This window comes from Streptomyces sp. ADI95-16, assembly GCF_003721495.1.
GTDB lineage: Bacteria > Actinomycetota > Actinomycetes > Streptomycetales > Streptomycetaceae > Streptomyces > Streptomyces goshikiensis.
In genome coordinates, this window is record NZ_CP033581.1 from 6,807,596 (window position 1) to 6,822,912 (window position 15,317).

The window sequence follows — 15,317 nt, forward strand, 5'->3', positions numbered from 1 at the left end:
CGATGGACCTCTCCAGCTTCGGCATAGGCGACAGCCTGGTGCGGGCGACGCTCGCCATCCATCAGCCGCCGATCGGCAGCAGCACCAGCCCCGGCGCGCTCATGAAGACGTTCCACTTCGACTTCAACCCGTCCCAGCTGTCACTCACCCGCAGGGCCCAGTGGAAGACCACGCCCACCGCCGCCGTGCGGGACGGCGCGGTCCCTGAGTTCATGGGGCCCGAACCCCGCGAGATGGCGGTGGAGATCTTCCTCGACCGCTCGGACGACCCGGACAGCAACGACGTGCGCAAGAAGGTCGAAGCCCTGTTCTCCTGCTGTGAGACGACCACAGCCAGCATCGCGGCGAACCAGCCGTCGACCCCGTGGGTGGTCTTCGAGTGGGGTGCCTTCTCCACCGCCCGCTTCAACGCGTACGTCAGCTCCGTGGAGGCCCAGTACACCCTCTTCAACACCAACGGGATGCCGATCCGGGCCGTCTGCCAGGTGAGCCTGCACGAGATCCCGAGCAGCACGCTCGGCCAGAACCCCACCTCCGGCGCGCTCACCACCCGCCGCGTGCACCGGGTCGTGGCCGGCGACTCGCTGCCGCTCCTCGCGTGGCGCGAGTACGGGGACGCCACCGTGTGGCGCACGATCGCCGAGGCCAACGACATCGACGACCCGAAGACGCTGACGCCCGGCGTCGAACTGATGCTGCCCGCAGCGGAAGAGGTCGGCGCCTGATGTCCGGCATCGGCTTCTCCAACATCCTCACGGTGCAGATCGCCGGAACCAAGCTCAAGTCCCCGCAGAACAAGGACCTGGTGGCCGGCCGGGTCGATTTCGGCGCGGGCGTTCCCGGCGCCTTCCAGCTCACCTTCCGTGACGACGCGAAGGACATCCTCGCCAAGCTGAACGTCGAGATCGGTGTTCCCGTGGTCATCGCGCCCTTCTCCGACGGCAAGGGCACACCGCTGATCACGGGAGAGGTCACCGCGCTGGAGACCGACTATGACCGCCTCGGCACCTTCACCGTCATCCGGGGCTACGACAAGGGTCACCGCATGCTGCGGCAGCGCAGGGTGGCGGCGTACAAGAACAAGACCGCCACCGAGATCGCCGTCGAACTGGCGCGGGAGAGCGGCATTCCGCTGGGAAGGACCCAACGGACCAAGGGCCAGTACGCGTTCATCAGCCAGGCCAATGTCACCGACTGGGACTTCGTCCAACGACTCGCGGACGAGAACGAGATGGTGATGTCCATCAACTCGAAGGGGAGGTTCCAGTTCGTCAAGCGGCAGAGGGCGATGACGGCTCCACCGGAGAGCATGCCGAGCTCGCGGAGCCCGCTCCTCCTGAAGGGCGGCGAGGAGATCCTGCGCTGCCGTGCGGCGGTCACCTCCGCGGACCAGGTGACCGCCGTAGAGGCGCGTGGCTGGAACGTCACCACCAAGCAGTCCCTCGTCCACAAGACGCCCGCCCTGGACAATCCGGGCTTCGTCATCGGTACGAAGCCGTCCGAGGCGTCCAGGAGGTTCGGCAAGGCCGAACTCGTCGACACCGCAACGCCCTACGACAAGCTGGACGAGGTCAAGCACGCCGCCGACGCCCTGGCGGAGGACGTGACCTCGTCCTTCGCCGAAGTGGAGGTCACGGCGCGCGGCAACACGGAACTGCGGCCGGGCGTCGCCGTCACCCTCAAGGGCGTCGGCAAGCCGTTCCAGGGCAAGTACACGATCACGGCCGCCCGTCACACCTTCGGCGACCAGGAGCACTACCAGACGTTCCTGAACGTCAGCGGCCGCCAGTGGCGTTCGCTCTACGGGCTCACCTCCGGAGGCGGAGGGGCGGGCCCGGCCAGGCTGCCCAGCGTTGCCAATGCCCTGGTCACCGATATCAAGGACCCGCTGCGGCAGGGCAGGGTCAAGCTGACGTTCCCCTGGCTGGACGACATGTACGTCAGCGACTGGACCCGGACCGTGCAGCTCGGCGGGGCCAAGGGCGGCAGCATGATCTCCCCGGACGTCGACGACGAGGTGCTGGTGGCCTTCGACCGCGGCGCTCTGGACCACCCGTACGTCATCGGCGGCCTCTACAACGGCGTCGACAAGCCGGACCCCGTCGACGTGCCGGTCTACGACCCGACGCGCGGCAAGGTCACCCGGCGCACCCTGTCCGACCGCAGCAACAACCGCATCGACCTGCTCGACCAGAGTGTCGGTCTCAAGCGCGGGGTGCGGCTGTCCACCGGAGACGACCGGCTCACCATCAACCTGGACCGCACGAAGACCGAGATCGTCGTGGACAGCAAGGGCGCCGTCTCCATCAGGGGATCCGCCGGGGTGGCCGTCAACGCGGGAGGCAACCTCTCGCTGAACGCGGTGGGCTCCCTGACGATCCGCAGCGGCGGGCCGATGAACATCAACGCGGCGTCCGTCCTGTCCGTACAGGCGGGCGGCGTCGCGTCCGTGACCGCCGGCGGGGCGCTCACCATGACGAGCACGGCGGCCATGACCTTGACCGCCGGGGTCTCCCTGCAGATGACCGCCGCCATCAACATCGGCCTGCAAGCCGTCACGATCAAGTCCAGCGGCCTCCTCACCTCCAACAACAACAAGGTGCTGACCATGGGGGCGGGCTGATGGCAGAGCAGTTCGTCGGCTCCGGATGGGCGTTCCCGCTGCGCATCGGCCCCACCGGCGGAATCGCCCTGGTCAGTGGGGAACGCGAGGTCGAGGAGGCCATCAGGCTGGTCCTGTCCACCGCGCCCGGAGAACGGCCGATGCGCCCCGAGTTCGGCTGCGCCATCCACGACATGGTCTTCGCCCCGGTCAACGAGGCCACCGCGGGCCGCATCCAGCACGAGGTGCACAGCTGCCTGGACCGCTGGGAACCGCGCATCGAGGTGGACGACGTCGCGGTGACGGCCGGCGCGGACGAAGGCGTGCTCTTCATCGACGTCCGCTACTCGATCACCGGCACCAACAACCCGCGCAGCCTGGTCTTCCCGTTCTACGTGATCCCCTCCCACGACGGACCCGATGGGTCCGCCGCGCCCGACGAGCACCTTGGAAGCGACCGCTGATGGCCCTGCCCTCCCCGAACCTCGACGACCGGCGCTTCCAGCAGTTCGTCGACGACGCCAAGCGCTACATCCAGCAGCGCGCTCCCGAGTGGACCGACCACAACGTCTCCGACCCGGGCGTGACCCTCGTCGAGACGGTCGCCCACATGGCGGACCAGATCGTGTACCGGCTCAACCGGGTTCCGGAGAAGAATCACCTCGCGTTCCTGGACCTCATCGGGATCACGCTCCTCCCCCCGTCCGCCGCGCGCGCCGACGTCACGTTCTGGCTGTCGGCGCCGCAGAAGCAGCCCGTCGTGCTGGCGACGGGTACCGAGGTCGCCACGGTCCGCACCCAGACCGAGGACGCGGTGGTGTTCGCGACCGAGCGCGAACTCACCGTGGAGCCCTGCGAGCTGTCGTACCTCGTGGTCCAGCGGGCCGATCAGGAGGCGGTCGATCGCACCTCGGACCTCGCGGGGGCGAAGGACGTGCACTGCTTCTCGGAGGCTCCGCGCCCCGGCGACCGAATGCTGTTCGGGCTCAGCGCCGCCGTTCCCCAGTGCGTGGTCGTCCTGGAACTCGACAGCCAGGTCGACGGTGTGGGTGTCGACCCCAGGCAGCCGCCGCTGGTCTGGGAGGCGTGGACCCCCGACGGCTGGGCCCGCTGCGACGTCGACCGGGACACCACCGGCGGGCTCAACCGCCCCGGCGAGGTGGTGCTGCACGTCCCCGGCGGCCACGCGCTCTCCCGCACCGGGCGGCGCGAGGCGGGCTGGTTGCGCTGCCGGGTCACCGATCCGGAGCAGGGCCAGCCGTTCTACACCACCTCGCCCACCATCCGCTCCGCCGAGGCGTTCAGCATCGGCGGCAGCACCGGCGTCGTGCACGCCGAGACGGTCCGTGACGAGGCACTGGGGGAGGCCACCGGCCTGCCGGGCCAGCGGCTGCGGCTGGCCAACAGCCCCGTCATCGGTGACGCGCAGCCGCTGCTCCTTGAGGTCGCCGAGCGTGACGGCTGGGTCAGGTGGGAAGCCGTCGGCAATTTCGCCGCCTCGGGAGCCGGCGACCGGCACGTCACCCTGGACGCGACCACCGGTGAGATCGCCTTCGGCCCGTCCGTACGCGAACCGGACGGCACCCTGCGCCAGTACGGGGCCGTACCTCCCAAGGGTGCGCCTGTCCGGGCCCGCCGCTACCGCACGGGCGGCGGAAGGGCGGGCAATGTCGCCAGGGGCGCGATCCAGGTGCTGCGCGACTCCATCCCGTACGTCTCCGACGTCGTCAACCGGGAGGCCGCGCGGGGCGGGGTCGACGGTGAGACCGTCGAGGAGGCGAAGGTCAGGGCGCCCATCGCGCTCAGGGCGCAGGACCGCGCCGTGACCTTGCGGGACTACGAGGAACTCGCGCGCCGCGCGGCACCCGAGACCGCACGCATCACCTGTCTCGCTGCCGAGCCGGACGAGCACGGCGCACACGCCGTACGGGTACTGGTCGTCCCGCAGGCCGTGTCCGACCCGGGCGGCCGGCTGCGCTTCGAACAACTCGTCCCCGGAGACGCCATGTTGGGGCGCATCACCGCCTATCTGGACGAGCGGCGCCTGATCGGGACCCGGCTGGCGGTCGGTCCGCCGTTCTACCAGGGGGTGACGGTCGTCGCGACGGTGCACGCCTTCCGAGGCACCGACACCGACCGGGTCAGGCGACAGGCGCACGACGCCCTGTACCGCCATCTCGACCCGCTGACCGGGGGAGCGTACGGCACGGGCTGGCCCTTCGGCCGCCCGGTGCAGGCAGGCGAGGTGTTCGCGGTGCTGCAGCGGGTGCCCGGCGTCGAGCTGGTGGACGAGGTGCTGCTGCACCCCGCCGACCCGCTCAGCGGCCGGCGCGGCGACCCCACGGAGAGGATCGACCTCGAACCCTCCGCGCTCGCCTTCTCGTTCGACCACCGCGTCCGGGTGATAGGAGACGCGTCGTGAACGCCGGCGGGAGCATGCGCGGCTCCGTCGACGGACTCGGCTCCTCCGCGCCGCTGGGCGTGATGCTGCCGGCGGTGTTCGCCGACGACGATCTCGCGCAGCGCTTCGTCGCGGGTATCGACGAGGCCCTCGCACCGCTGCACAACGTGCTCGACTGCCTGGACGCCTATTTCACGCCGTCGCTCGCGCCCGCGGACTTCACCCGCTGGCTCGGCAGCTGGGTGGGTGCGGAAAGCGACGGGCCGGACGCCGCCGGGGGCGCAGGCGGTCCTGTGGACGCCGAACCGGCGGAAGCCGCGCCGGCCCCACCGGCCACCGGCCGTCCGCAGGACACGGAAGCGACGGTCGCGCTGCGCGCCGCGGTGACCGCCGCGGTACGGCTGCACCGCATCCGTGGGACCCGGCGCGGACTGTCCGAGACGATACGGCTCGCCTTCGGCGTGGAGCCGGAGATCACCGAGAGCGGCGCGGCCGCCTGGGACGCGCGGCCCCTGGGCCCGGTCCCCGGCGAGCGGCGGCCGCATCTGCACGTCACCGTACGGCTGCCGGAGCCCGACCCGGCCGCCGAACACCGGCTGGAGCGGCTCGTAGCGGCAGCTCGCCCCGCCCACATGCCTTACACGGTCCAGGTGACCGCCCCCGAAAGGACTCCCGACAGGTGACCAATCAGCAGGGTTCCCCGTCCACCCCGTCGTCCGCAGCTGTCGGCGCCGACGCGGGGGACGCGGGGAACACGTCACATCATTGTGCTGAATGCGGCACGCGCTCGACTCCGGGGCAGTCGTTCTGCGACGGCTGCGGCGCGGTACTGAGCTGGACCCCGGGGCAGGAGGAACGGGGTACGGGGACGGCAGGCCGGCACGTCGGCGCGGGTGCGTCGGGTGCGTCGGCTTCTTCCGGCTCGGGCGGGGGCACGTCGGCCGATGGCGATGCCGAGTCCGATCCCGAGGGCAGTCCGGGTCCCGACCCCGACCCCGGCCTCGGTCCTGATGCCGGTGATCCAGTCCCCCGGACCGGGAGCGCGGGCCCGGTGGGGGAAGCCGTCCGCGGACCCGTGAGCGCCGCATCACCGACGGCGGCGCGCGCGGAGGATGTGCCCCTCCCCACCGTCCCGGTGGCTCCCGTCGCACCGGCTGCCTCCCCGGCGGGCGCGACCCCGGACGCGAGGGCGCGCGCCAGGGCGCTGCTCGTTCCGGTCGCCGGCCAGCGCGCCGCCGCACCGGCACCGGATGTCGCGCCCGTCCTCCCCGGCGTGCCCGCCGCGGCCCGCCCCCGTGTCCAGGCTCCCAGCGCGGAACCGGCCGACGAGGCCGGTCCGCCGTGCCCCTGGTGCGAGGTCGGCAACCGCCCGGACCGACACTTCTGTCGGCGCTGCGGCATGTCACTGGCGGAGCGCCCCGGTGCCCCGAAGGCCCGGCGCCCCTGGTGGCGCCGGATCCGGAACGTCGGCAACCGCCCGGACCCGTGGGCGGGCGAGCGCCCGCGGCTGCGCCGCGGCATCGGCCGCGGCCTCACCTGGGTCGCGTACGGCCTCGCGCTCACGCTGGTGATCTACGGGGCGTTCAACGTGAGTACGGCATGGAGCGCGGCGCGCGACCATTTCGCGAAGCGGGCCCAGGTCACCCCGGATTCCGCCGAGGCGTCCCGTTCCTTCGACGGCCACCCGCCGAAGGTGCTCTTCGACAAGATCAACAACAGCTGGTGGGGCCCCGGCGTCTCGCAGTCCGCCGACGGGGAGTGGATGGAGGCGCGCTTCAACGAACCCACCCGCCTGCTGGACGTCCTGATCACGTCCGGCATCTCCACCAAGGCTTCGGACCTCTCCGAGGCCGCGCTGCCGCACCGCATGGACGCGATCATCACCACGGCCGACGGGAAGCAGACCACGCGCCAGATCACACTCGACCAGGTGAGCGGGCCGCAACAGCGGAAGTTCCGGGCGCAGAACGTCGTCAGCGTCAGGTTCGTCATCCGCTCGGCGTTCAACGTGGGCGCCGACAAGCAGGTTTCGATAGCCGAGATCGAGTTCTTCACCCGTTCCGCGACCAACGGTACCTAGTGTTCTGAGCCGGGAATTCTGTTCGGATGCGTGGGCTCGGCCCCTGGCACGGACGGGGCGGCCGAAGGCCGAGCTCACGCTGTCGGACGAGGAACGGGCCCGCGCTCAAGGAGCGGGCGCGGCGTCGTTCCACGCCGCAGACGAGGACGTCGCTGCTCAACTCGGCACCCCACCGGAGGTGGTGGGCGCCGGCGGGCCCGGCTCGTGCGGTACCGGATTGCCGGCCCGGGTGACATGCCGCGCCGGGGCGGCCCCAGGACAGTGACGGACGAGCAGGTCGCCGCGGTGGTCACCAGGACGCTGGGATCCGCCTCTGCCTGGACCCGCCCGAGCCGCCCCTGGTCTTCTGCGTGGACGAGAAGTCGCAGATTCCTCGTGCGTCTAGAAGAAGCCGAGACGCTTCGGCGAGTACGAGACCAGCAGATTCTTCGTCTGCTGGTAGTGCTCCAGCATCATCTTGTGGGTCTCGCGGCCGATCCCCGACTGCTTGTAGCCGCCGAAGGCGGCGTGGGCCGGGTAGGCGTGGTAGCAGTTCGTCCAGACGCGGCCCGCCTGGATCGCGCGGCCCGCGCGGTAGGCCGTGTTGATGTCGCGGGTCCAGACGCCGGCGCCCAGGCCGTACGCCGTGTCGTTGGCGATGCGGACCGCGTCCTCGAAGTCCTGGAACGACGTCACCGAGACCACCGGGCCGAAGATCTCCTCCTGGAAGATCCGCATCCGGTTGTCGCCCTCGAAGATGGTCGGCTGGACGTAGAAGCCGCCCGCCAGCTCGCCGCCCAGGTCCTGCTTCTGGCCGCCCGTCAGGATCTTCGCGCCCTCCCGCTGGCCGATCTCCACGTACGACAGGACCTTCCGCAGCTGCTCCTCGGACGCCTGCGCGCCGATCATCGTGTCCGTGTCCAGCGGGTGCCCCGGCACGATCAGTTCCGTGCGCGCGACCGCCGCGTCGAGGAAGTCCCCGTACCGGCCCCGCTCGATCAGGGCGCGCGACGGGCTCGTGCACACCTCGCCCTGGTTGAGGGCGAACATCGTGAAGCCCTCCAGGGCCTTGTCCCGCAGCTCGTCGTCGGTCGTCCAGATGTCGTCGAAGAACAGGTTCGGGCTCTTGCCGCCCAGCTCCAGGGTGACCGGCTTCAGGTGCTCCGCCGCGTACTGCATGATCAGCCGCCCGGTCGAGGTCTCCCCGGTGAAGGCGATCTTCGCCACGCGCGGGCTGGACGCCAGCGGCTTGCCGGCCTCCTCGCCGAAGCCGTTGACGATGTTCACCACCCCCGGCGGCAGCAGGTCCGCGACCAGGCTCAGCCAGTAGTGCACCGACGCCGGCGTCTGCTCCGCCGGCTTCAGCACCACCGTGTTGCCCGCCGCGAGCGCCGGCGCCAGCTTCCACACCGCCATCAGGATCGGGAAGTTCCACGGGATGATCTGGCCGACCACCCCCAGCGGCTCGTGGAAGTGGTAGGCGACCGTGTCGTCGTCGATCTGGCTGAGCGCACCCTCCTGCGCCCGCAGCGCGCCCGCGAAGTAGCGGAACTGGTCGATCGCGAGCGGTATGTCCGCGGCGAGGGTCTCCCGGACCGGCTTGCCGTTCTCCCAGGTCTCCGCGACCGCGAGGGCCTCCAGGTGCTGCTCCATCCGGTCCGCGATCCGCAGGAGGACGGACGACCGCTCGGCCACCGGGGTGCGTCCCCAGGCGGGCGCGGCGGCGTGCGCCGCGTCCAGGGCCCGCTCCACGTCCTCGGCCGTGCCCCGCGCGACCTCGGTGAAGGTCTGCCCGTTGACGGGGGAGGGGTTCGCGAAGTACCCGCCCCGGGCGGGATCGACGTACTCACCGCCGATGAAGTGGCCGTACCGGGACGCGTACGACATGAGCGAGCCCTCGGTTCCGGGCGCGGCGTAACGGGCCATGAGTCCTCCACTCGCGGGGCGCCGGCCGCCGTCGGACAGCGCTCGCCAGGAGGCTACGAGGGGGCAGGTTGCGGGGACGTTGCACGCGGCGCGCCGAGTTCGAGGTCCAGGGAGCGTACGCGGGCCAGCGCGGCCGGCCGCCCCTCCGGCGGGAGCGCCGCGGCCAGGGCCCGCCACACCTCCGGGTCGTCCGCGCCCCACGGGCCGCACACCCAGTCGCTCAGCAGCCCCGGGTCCGCCCGGGCGATCACGGCGGCCCGCGCCTGGTCCTCGATCCGCCGCCGCAGCCGGACGATCCCGGGCGCGGTCGAGGCCGGCAGCAGCGGCCCCGGATAGCGGCCCAGCGCGGCCGAGACGGCGCCCGCCGCCAGGTGCCGGGTCACGGCGGCGAAGTCCGCCTCCAGCGGGGCGGCGGTCCGGTAGGGCCGGGAGAGCAGCCGCTCCGGGCCGAGCAGCCCGCGCAGCCGCGAGATCTCCGCCCGCAAGGTCACCGGGCACACCGACTCGTCCTCGTACAGGGCGACCGCCAGCTCCTCGCCCGACAACCCCTCCGGATGGTGCGCCAGCAGCGCCATGATCTCGCTGTGCCGCCGCCCGAGCGTGATCTCCCGGCCCCCGGCCACCAGCAGCGCCTCGTCGCGGCCGAGCGCGGTCAGGGTGTCGCGGGCCGCCGCCGGGGGCGGGCTCAGCAGGGCCAGCTGGGCCTCCGCCGCGCGCGCCACCGCCTGGACGAACGCCAGCGAGTGGGGGTGGGCCAGCCCGTCGCCGCCGGTGATGTCGACCGCGCCGAGCACCCCGCCGGTCCGGGGATCGCGGACCGGGGCCGCCGCGCAGGTCCAGGGGTGCACCCGGCGGCTGAAGTGTTCCGCCCCGAAGACCTGGACGGGCTGCCCGAGCGCGACCGCCGTACCGGGCGCGTTGGTTCCCATCGCCGTCTCCGCCCAGCGCGCCCCCGGGACGAAGCCGAGCCCCTCCGCGCGCCGCAGCGTCGCCGGTTCGCCCTCGACCCACAGCAGGCTGCCCCGGGCGTCGCACACCGCCAGCAGATGGGCCCCGCTCGCGGCGAACGCCCCGACCAGCTCGCGGAACACCGGCATCACGCGGGCCAGCGGATGCTCCTCCCGGTACGCCCGCAGCTCCGGCTCCGCCCGTTCCACCCGGGCCCCGCACTCCGGGCTGACCCGGGCCCGGGCACACCGCCGCCAGGACTTCGCGATCACCGCCCGGACCGGTGCCTCGACCAGCCCGGCCCCGGTGAACGCCGCGTGCGCCCGTCGCAGTTCGCGCGTGCGCTCGGCCGGGTCCGCCCCGCCCGGCAGCGCCAACGACGGATCGCCCATGTCACCCTCCCGTGCTGCCGCGGTACCCGGAGCGCCCCCATCGTCGTGCGGGGTGCGGATCCCGGCAAGCGGTACGTCGGCCAGAGCGCGCCGAAACCTTGCGAGGGCCTCAGGGCTCAGGCCTCAGGGCTCGGTGTGCCGGTATCCGGCTCCGCCGGGCCGGGCCACTGCGAGACCCGTCCGGGTGGCCGGGAACGCACGGCCGAGACGGCGCGTTGTGGGAGTAGTGGCCGACGCAGCAGGAGGTGTCCGCAGATGTCCACACGCGGAAAAGTCGCGGTTGCCGGAGTCGTGGCAGCCATCGTGTTGTTCTGGGCGGTCGGGTTCTGGGCGGGGCTGTTGGTCCTGATCGGGGTGCCGGCGGCGGCCTACCTGCTGCTGGACTCCTCCCAGCGGCGTCGAGTCCGGGGCATGTCAAAGAAGCAGATCGGCCGCTGACGGCGGCAGTGGGGGGACGTCCGATGGGCACCGCACAGGTCGCGGCTGTCAGCAGCAACGCCGTGTACTCGTTCAGCAAGCCCAACCGCGAGAGCATCACGCTGCTCGCCGGGCTCGGTGTCGAGGGAGACGTGCACGCGGGAGTGACGGTCAAGCACCGCTCCCGCGTCGCACAGGACCCGACCCAGCCCAACCTGCGCCAAATACACCTCATCCACCGCGAGCTGTTCGACGAGGTGGCCGGGGCCGGGTTCCGCGTCGAGGCGGGGCAGCTCGGGGAGAACGTGACCACGGAGGGCATAGACCTGCTCGCGCTGCCGGCCGGCACGCTGCTGAGCCTCGGCGAGGAGGCGGTGGTGGAGGTGACCGGGGCCTGCGCAACCCGTGTCTCCAGATCGACCACTTCCAGGACGGGCTGCTCAAGCAGGTCGTGCTGAGGGACGAGGAGGGCCGGCTCGTCCGCAAGGCCGGAATCATGGGCGTGGTCCGCCAGGGCGGCACCATCCACCCGGGTGACCCGATCGCCGTGACCCTGCCGCCGCCCCCGCACATACCGCTCGACCGCGTCTGACCCACCCCGCGGGCGGTCGCCGGCCCCCGCCGGCGCACCGCCGCGCTCGGGAGGGTCAGTAGTAGTCGCGCATCAGCGTCGTCGCCCACTCCGGCTGGCGGACCTCGCCGCGCGGCCCGAATTCCGCCATGTACGGCTTGATGTCGAGCACCGGGGTGCCCTCCACCGCGTCCAGGCCCTCCACGTGAACGTCCAGGCCGTCCACCTTCAGCACCCGGCAGCGCGAGACCCCCAGCCGGTTCGGCCGGTTCTTGCCGCGCTGGGCGAAGATGCCCACCAGCGGCCAGTCCGGGTTGCCCCGGGGATGCCGCGCGCCCGACTCGACCTTCTCCGCCGGGACCCGGTCGAAGTGGTAGACGACCTCGACGTGCGAGAAGTCCGCCAGGCCGAACAGCGCCTCCGGACCGAACCGCCGCTCGTCCAGCCGGATCACCGCCGTCTCCCGCCCCCAGTCGTCGTCGACGACCTCCGCTCGGCCGCCCACGACCACTGCCACCGCTTCGGACTCCACCCGCATCATGTCCCCCTCGTGCCCCAACCCGTATTCAAGCCCGCGTCCCTCCGGCCGACCGTGGTCACACCGGCCGTACCGCGACGCGGTCCAGCGCGGCCAGCAGTTCCAGCAGCTCCGGCAGATCAGCCGTCGCCTCGTGCGGGACCGTCAGTACCTCGCTCGGCTCCTCGTCGAGCAGCAGGAACGCCGCGTCGCCCGTCCGGGCCACCAGCGACCAGCCCGGTCCGTCCACCCGTAGCGTCCGCGCGTCCTCGCCCGCGAACGAGGAGCGTATCCGGCCGGGTGGCGGCGGCTTCTGCGTGTACTCCAGGGCCTCCTTGAGCGCCCGCGCCAGCCCGGGGTGCGCGGCTGCCGCCGCCCCGCCGTCCGTCGCGATCCGCTCGCGCCAGTCGCCCCACTCCCGGGCTATCTGGTCCGCGCCCATCCGCCGCTGAACCGGCCCCCACGCCTCCGCCGAGGGCGGCGCCAGCGGCACCCGGCCGGTGCCGTCCGCGCCCTGTTCCGGGTCGTGCGGCTCCGGGACCCCCGTCGTCGAGACCGTGAGGTCCAGGGGCCAGCCCGCCAGCGAGACCACGATGGTCCGCTCGTCGGGCGACAGGTCGTACTCCATCCCGCAGTCCCAGGACGCGATGGCCGCGGCCACGAGCGAGACGTCGTCCACCACGACCGTCCAGCGCGCGCCCTCCTCGTCCTGGCCGAGCACCAGCCCGTACCCCTCCGGCGCCGCCGGCACGCCCAGCAGTGAGCAGGCCTCCGGGAAATCGTCGCCCAGTACTCCCGGGAACTGCGCGGGGGTCATCAGTACGGCGGTCAGCACGTACAGGGACCCGCCGTCATCCTCGTCGGACACGTAGCCTCCCGGTCGCTCTCTCGTCGGCGCACCCTAACCAGCGGGTAACCGCCGCGTCGAGAGCCCGCGGGAGTCGAATTCCAAGCCCGCTACCTGCACGTAGAGTTGAGGACCCGCAACAGAAAGGGACACCCGGTGCAGCGTTACGACCGGCTGAGGGAGATCCTCCGGCTCGATCCCGACCACGACTTCCTCGCCATCTACCGGCTCACCGCCACCTCCGAGTTCCCCTGGGACTTCGCCCGGGCCCAGGAGCTCGCCCTGTTCCGGACCTACGCCGTACCGGCGATCGGCCGCCTGCTGGCCGAGACCGCCGAGTTCACCGACCGCGCGCAGCGGCGCTACGACGACACGGTGCTGCTCCTCGACGCCGTCGTGGAGCACGGCTTCGACAGCGACACCGCCCGCACCGCGATCCGCCGCGTCAACCAGATGCACCGCAGCTACGACATCGGCAACGAGGACATGCGCTACGTCCTGTGCACGTTCGTGGTGATTCCGGCGCGATGGCTCGACGCCTACGGCTGGCGCCCGCTGACCCGCCACGAGCGCCGGGCCTGCGCGAACTACTACGCCACCCTCGGCCGCCACATGGGCATCACGGACGTACCGGACACCTACGAGGAGTTCGAGGCCACCCTGGACGGCTACGAGAAGGCCCACTTCGGCTGGGACGAGGGGGGCCGCGAGGTCGCCGATTCCACCCTCGAACTGATGGCCTCCTGGTACCCCGCCCCGCTCGCCCCGGCCGTGCGGGCCCTGGGCCTGTCGCTCTTCGACGAGCCGCTGCTCTCCGCCCTCCGGTACGAGCCCCCGCACCCCCGGGTCCGGGGTCTGTTCCGCGGCGCCCTGTGGCTCCGGGGCCGCGCGGTACGGCTGCTGCCACCGCGCGCCACCCCGCACTACGCGCGGCAGAACCCGGAGGTCAAGGGCTACCCGGACGGCTACGACGTCGGCGAGCTCGGTACCTTCCCGGTCCCCGGCCGCGGCGGCTGCCCGGTGCCGCACCCGCGCCGCCCGGCCGGCGCGGACGCCCAGCCCCCGACCTGACCCGGCCGGTCCGGCCGACCGGCTCAGGCGCGGCGCACCGCGAGCGCCAGGAAGCGCTCGTCCTCGTCGGCGTACGAGGTCATGTCCCACCCGGAAGCGGACAGCAGCGGGCCCAGGTTGTGCTCGGCCCGCAGATCGTCCGGGGTCAGCTCGCGCCCGTGGCGCGCCGCCAGCGCGGCGCGCCCGATCGGGTGGAACAGCGCCAGCCGGCCGCCCGGGCGCACCACCCGGGCCAGTTCCCGCAGGTTCGCCTCCGGATCCGGCAGGTGCGCGATGAGCCCGGCGGCGAACACCGCGTCCAGCGCCGCGTCGGGCAACGGAAGCCGGGCCACGTCCGTGAGCAGCAGCGCGCCGTCGGCCGCCCGCCCGGCCTGCCGCGCGGCGGCCAGCATCTGCGGGGTGAGGTCCGCGCCGAGCACCGTCCCGGTCGGCCCGACGGCCGCCCGCAGCGGGGTCAGCGCCCGCCCGGTCCCGCAGCCCGCGTCGAGGACCCGGTCGCCGGGGCGCAGCCCGAACTCGGCCACGGCGGTCGCGAAGGCCGGCTCGTCGTCCGGGAACTTGCGGTCCCAGCCGGCGGCGCGCGTCCCGAAGAAATCCTGTACGTGCGTGTGGTCTTCGCTCATGTGGACATGATCCCCCACCGGTACACCGCTCCGTTGCGTGCGCAAGGTGGTACGCGGTGTGATCGAACATCAACATAGCTCTGTCATATTCCAGCAGTTCCAGCTGCTTTCGAAATGCTCCCCTTGTTCGTGCCCTCACCCCCACTAGCGTCCCGTGGCCATGGGACACCTGGACCACGCCGCTTACGGCTTGCTGACACCCGCGCTGTCATACGTGATGGCATCCATAGGCGCCGCCCTCGGGCTGCGCTGCACCGTGCGCGCCCTCGCGGCGACCGGCTCCGCCCGCCGCAACTGGCTCATCACCGCGGCCTCCGCCATCGGATCCGGCATCTGGACGATGCACTTCGTCGCCATGCTCGGCTTCAGCGTCACCGGCACCGAGATCCACTTCAACGTGCCGCTGACCGTCCTCAGCCTGCTCGTCGCCGTGCTCGTCGTCGGCGCCGGGGTCTTCACCGTCGGCTACGGCAAGCGGCGCGGCCGCGCCCTCGTCCTCGGTGGGCTGACCACCGGCCTGGGCGTCGCCAGCATGCACTACCTCGGCATGGCGGCCCTGCGGCTGCACGGCGAGGTCTCGTACGAGCCGCTCATGGTCGCGCCGTCCGTCGCCATCGCGGTCGTCGCGGCGACCGCCGCGCTCTGGGCGGCCCTGAACATCAAGGCCCCGGTGGCCGTAGCGATCGCCTCGCTCGTCATGGGCGCCGCCGTCACGAGCATGCACTACACCGGGATGCTGGCCGTGGCGGTCCGGGTCACCCCCTCGGACGCCGCGCTGCCAGGGGTCACCGCCATGCAGTTCATCTTCCCGCTCGCCGTGGGGCTCGGGTCCTACCTGTTCATCACCTCCGCCTACGTCGCGCTCTCGCCGACCGCCGACGAGCTGGCCGCCTCGGCGTCGGTGCGGAACCTGGGCGGTCGCGCCGCCGCCGCCCAGCACTGA

14 protein-coding genes and 1 pseudogene are annotated in these 15,317 nt (G+C 72.3%); 10 read left to right on the forward strand and 5 right to left on the reverse strand.

Annotated features, from left to right (window positions below; all coding sequences use genetic code 11):
* Window positions 1-2: 2 nt before the first annotated feature.
* From EES41_RS30325 to EES41_RS30350, 6 genes are all read left to right on the forward strand, one after another.
* Entirely contained in the window at window positions 3-725 is a 723-nt protein-coding gene (locus EES41_RS30325) for a peptidase M23 (RefSeq protein ID WP_123081168.1), read from the forward strand.
* Window positions 725-2,623, forward strand: a complete 1,899-nt coding sequence (locus EES41_RS30330) for a VgrG-related protein (protein ID WP_123081169.1) — start codon at window positions 725-727, stop codon at window positions 2,621-2,623. Before EES41_RS30325 ends, EES41_RS30330 begins: the two co-directional genes overlap by 1 nt.
* Window positions 2,623-3,066 (forward strand): GPW/gp25 family protein, encoded by a 444-nt coding sequence (locus EES41_RS30335; protein ID WP_123081170.1) that lies wholly within the window; start codon window positions 2,623-2,625, stop codon window positions 3,064-3,066. The genes EES41_RS30330 and EES41_RS30335 overlap by 1 nt, the downstream gene beginning before the upstream one ends.
* Window positions 3,066-5,024: a putative baseplate assembly protein gene (locus EES41_RS30340; protein ID WP_123081171.1), complete on the forward strand. Its 1,959-nt coding sequence runs from the start codon at window positions 3,066-3,068 to the stop codon at window positions 5,022-5,024. Before EES41_RS30335 ends, EES41_RS30340 begins: the two co-directional genes overlap by 1 nt.
* 14 nt (window positions 5,025-5,038) lie before the next feature.
* Complete coding sequence (locus tag EES41_RS30345) at window positions 5,039-5,686, forward strand: phage tail protein (protein WP_123082786.1); 648 nt, start codon at window positions 5,039-5,041, stop codon at window positions 5,684-5,686.
* 431 nt (window positions 5,687-6,117) lie between these two features.
* Window positions 6,118-7,083 (forward strand): zinc ribbon domain-containing protein, encoded by a 966-nt coding sequence (locus EES41_RS30350; protein ID WP_367995788.1) that lies wholly within the window; start codon window positions 6,118-6,120, stop codon window positions 7,081-7,083.
* 381 nt (window positions 7,084-7,464) lie between these two features.
* Here the strand turns inward: EES41_RS30350 and EES41_RS30355 are convergent, their stop codons facing one another.
* Both EES41_RS30355 and EES41_RS30360 read right to left on the reverse strand, forming a co-directional pair.
* Window positions 7,465-8,988 carry an aldehyde dehydrogenase family protein gene (locus EES41_RS30355; RefSeq protein ID WP_123081173.1) on the reverse strand — a complete coding sequence of 508 codons (1,524 nt, stop codon included), beginning with the start codon at window positions 8,986-8,988 and terminating at the stop codon, window positions 7,465-7,467.
* Window positions 8,989-9,041: 53 nt separating this feature from the next.
* Complete coding sequence (locus tag EES41_RS30360) at window positions 9,042-10,328, reverse strand: GAF domain-containing protein (protein ID WP_123081174.1); 1,287 nt, start codon at window positions 10,326-10,328, stop codon at window positions 9,042-9,044.
* A 255-nt stretch (window positions 10,329-10,583) separates the two neighbouring features.
* Between EES41_RS30360 and EES41_RS30365 the strand changes: the two genes are divergently transcribed.
* Window positions 10,584-10,766 carry a hypothetical protein gene (locus EES41_RS30365; RefSeq protein ID WP_123081175.1) on the forward strand — a complete coding sequence of 61 codons (183 nt, stop codon included), beginning with the start codon at window positions 10,584-10,586 and terminating at the stop codon, window positions 10,764-10,766.
* 23 nt (window positions 10,767-10,789) lie between these two features.
* A pseudogene (locus EES41_RS30370) lies at window positions 10,790-11,337 on the forward strand (MOSC domain-containing protein).
* A gap of 55 nt (window positions 11,338-11,392) precedes the next feature.
* On the opposite strand, the gene EES41_RS30375 reads toward EES41_RS30370, so the two are convergent.
* Window positions 11,393-11,857, reverse strand: coding sequence for an SAM-dependent methyltransferase (locus EES41_RS30375; RefSeq protein ID WP_214354410.1), 465 nt, complete (start codon window positions 11,855-11,857; stop codon window positions 11,393-11,395).
* A 55-nt stretch (window positions 11,858-11,912) separates the two neighbouring features.
* Window positions 11,913-12,701, reverse strand: coding sequence for a hypothetical protein (locus EES41_RS30380; RefSeq protein WP_123081176.1), 789 nt, complete (start codon window positions 12,699-12,701; stop codon window positions 11,913-11,915).
* A 135-nt stretch (window positions 12,702-12,836) separates the two neighbouring features.
* Between EES41_RS30380 and EES41_RS30385 the strand changes: the two genes are divergently transcribed.
* Complete coding sequence (locus EES41_RS30385; RefSeq protein WP_123081177.1) at window positions 12,837-13,751, forward strand: oxygenase MpaB family protein; 915 nt, start codon at window positions 12,837-12,839, stop codon at window positions 13,749-13,751.
* A 23-nt stretch (window positions 13,752-13,774) separates the two neighbouring features.
* On the opposite strand, the gene EES41_RS30390 is transcribed toward EES41_RS30385, so the two are convergent.
* Window positions 13,775-14,374, reverse strand: coding sequence for a class I SAM-dependent methyltransferase (locus tag EES41_RS30390; RefSeq protein WP_123081178.1), 600 nt, complete (start codon window positions 14,372-14,374; stop codon window positions 13,775-13,777).
* A gap of 160 nt (window positions 14,375-14,534) precedes the next feature.
* On the opposite strand from EES41_RS30390, the gene EES41_RS30395 reads away from it, so the two are divergent.
* On the forward strand, window positions 14,535-15,317 hold the full coding sequence (locus EES41_RS30395; protein ID WP_123081179.1) for an MHYT domain-containing protein: 783 nt from the start codon (window positions 14,535-14,537) through the stop codon (window positions 15,315-15,317).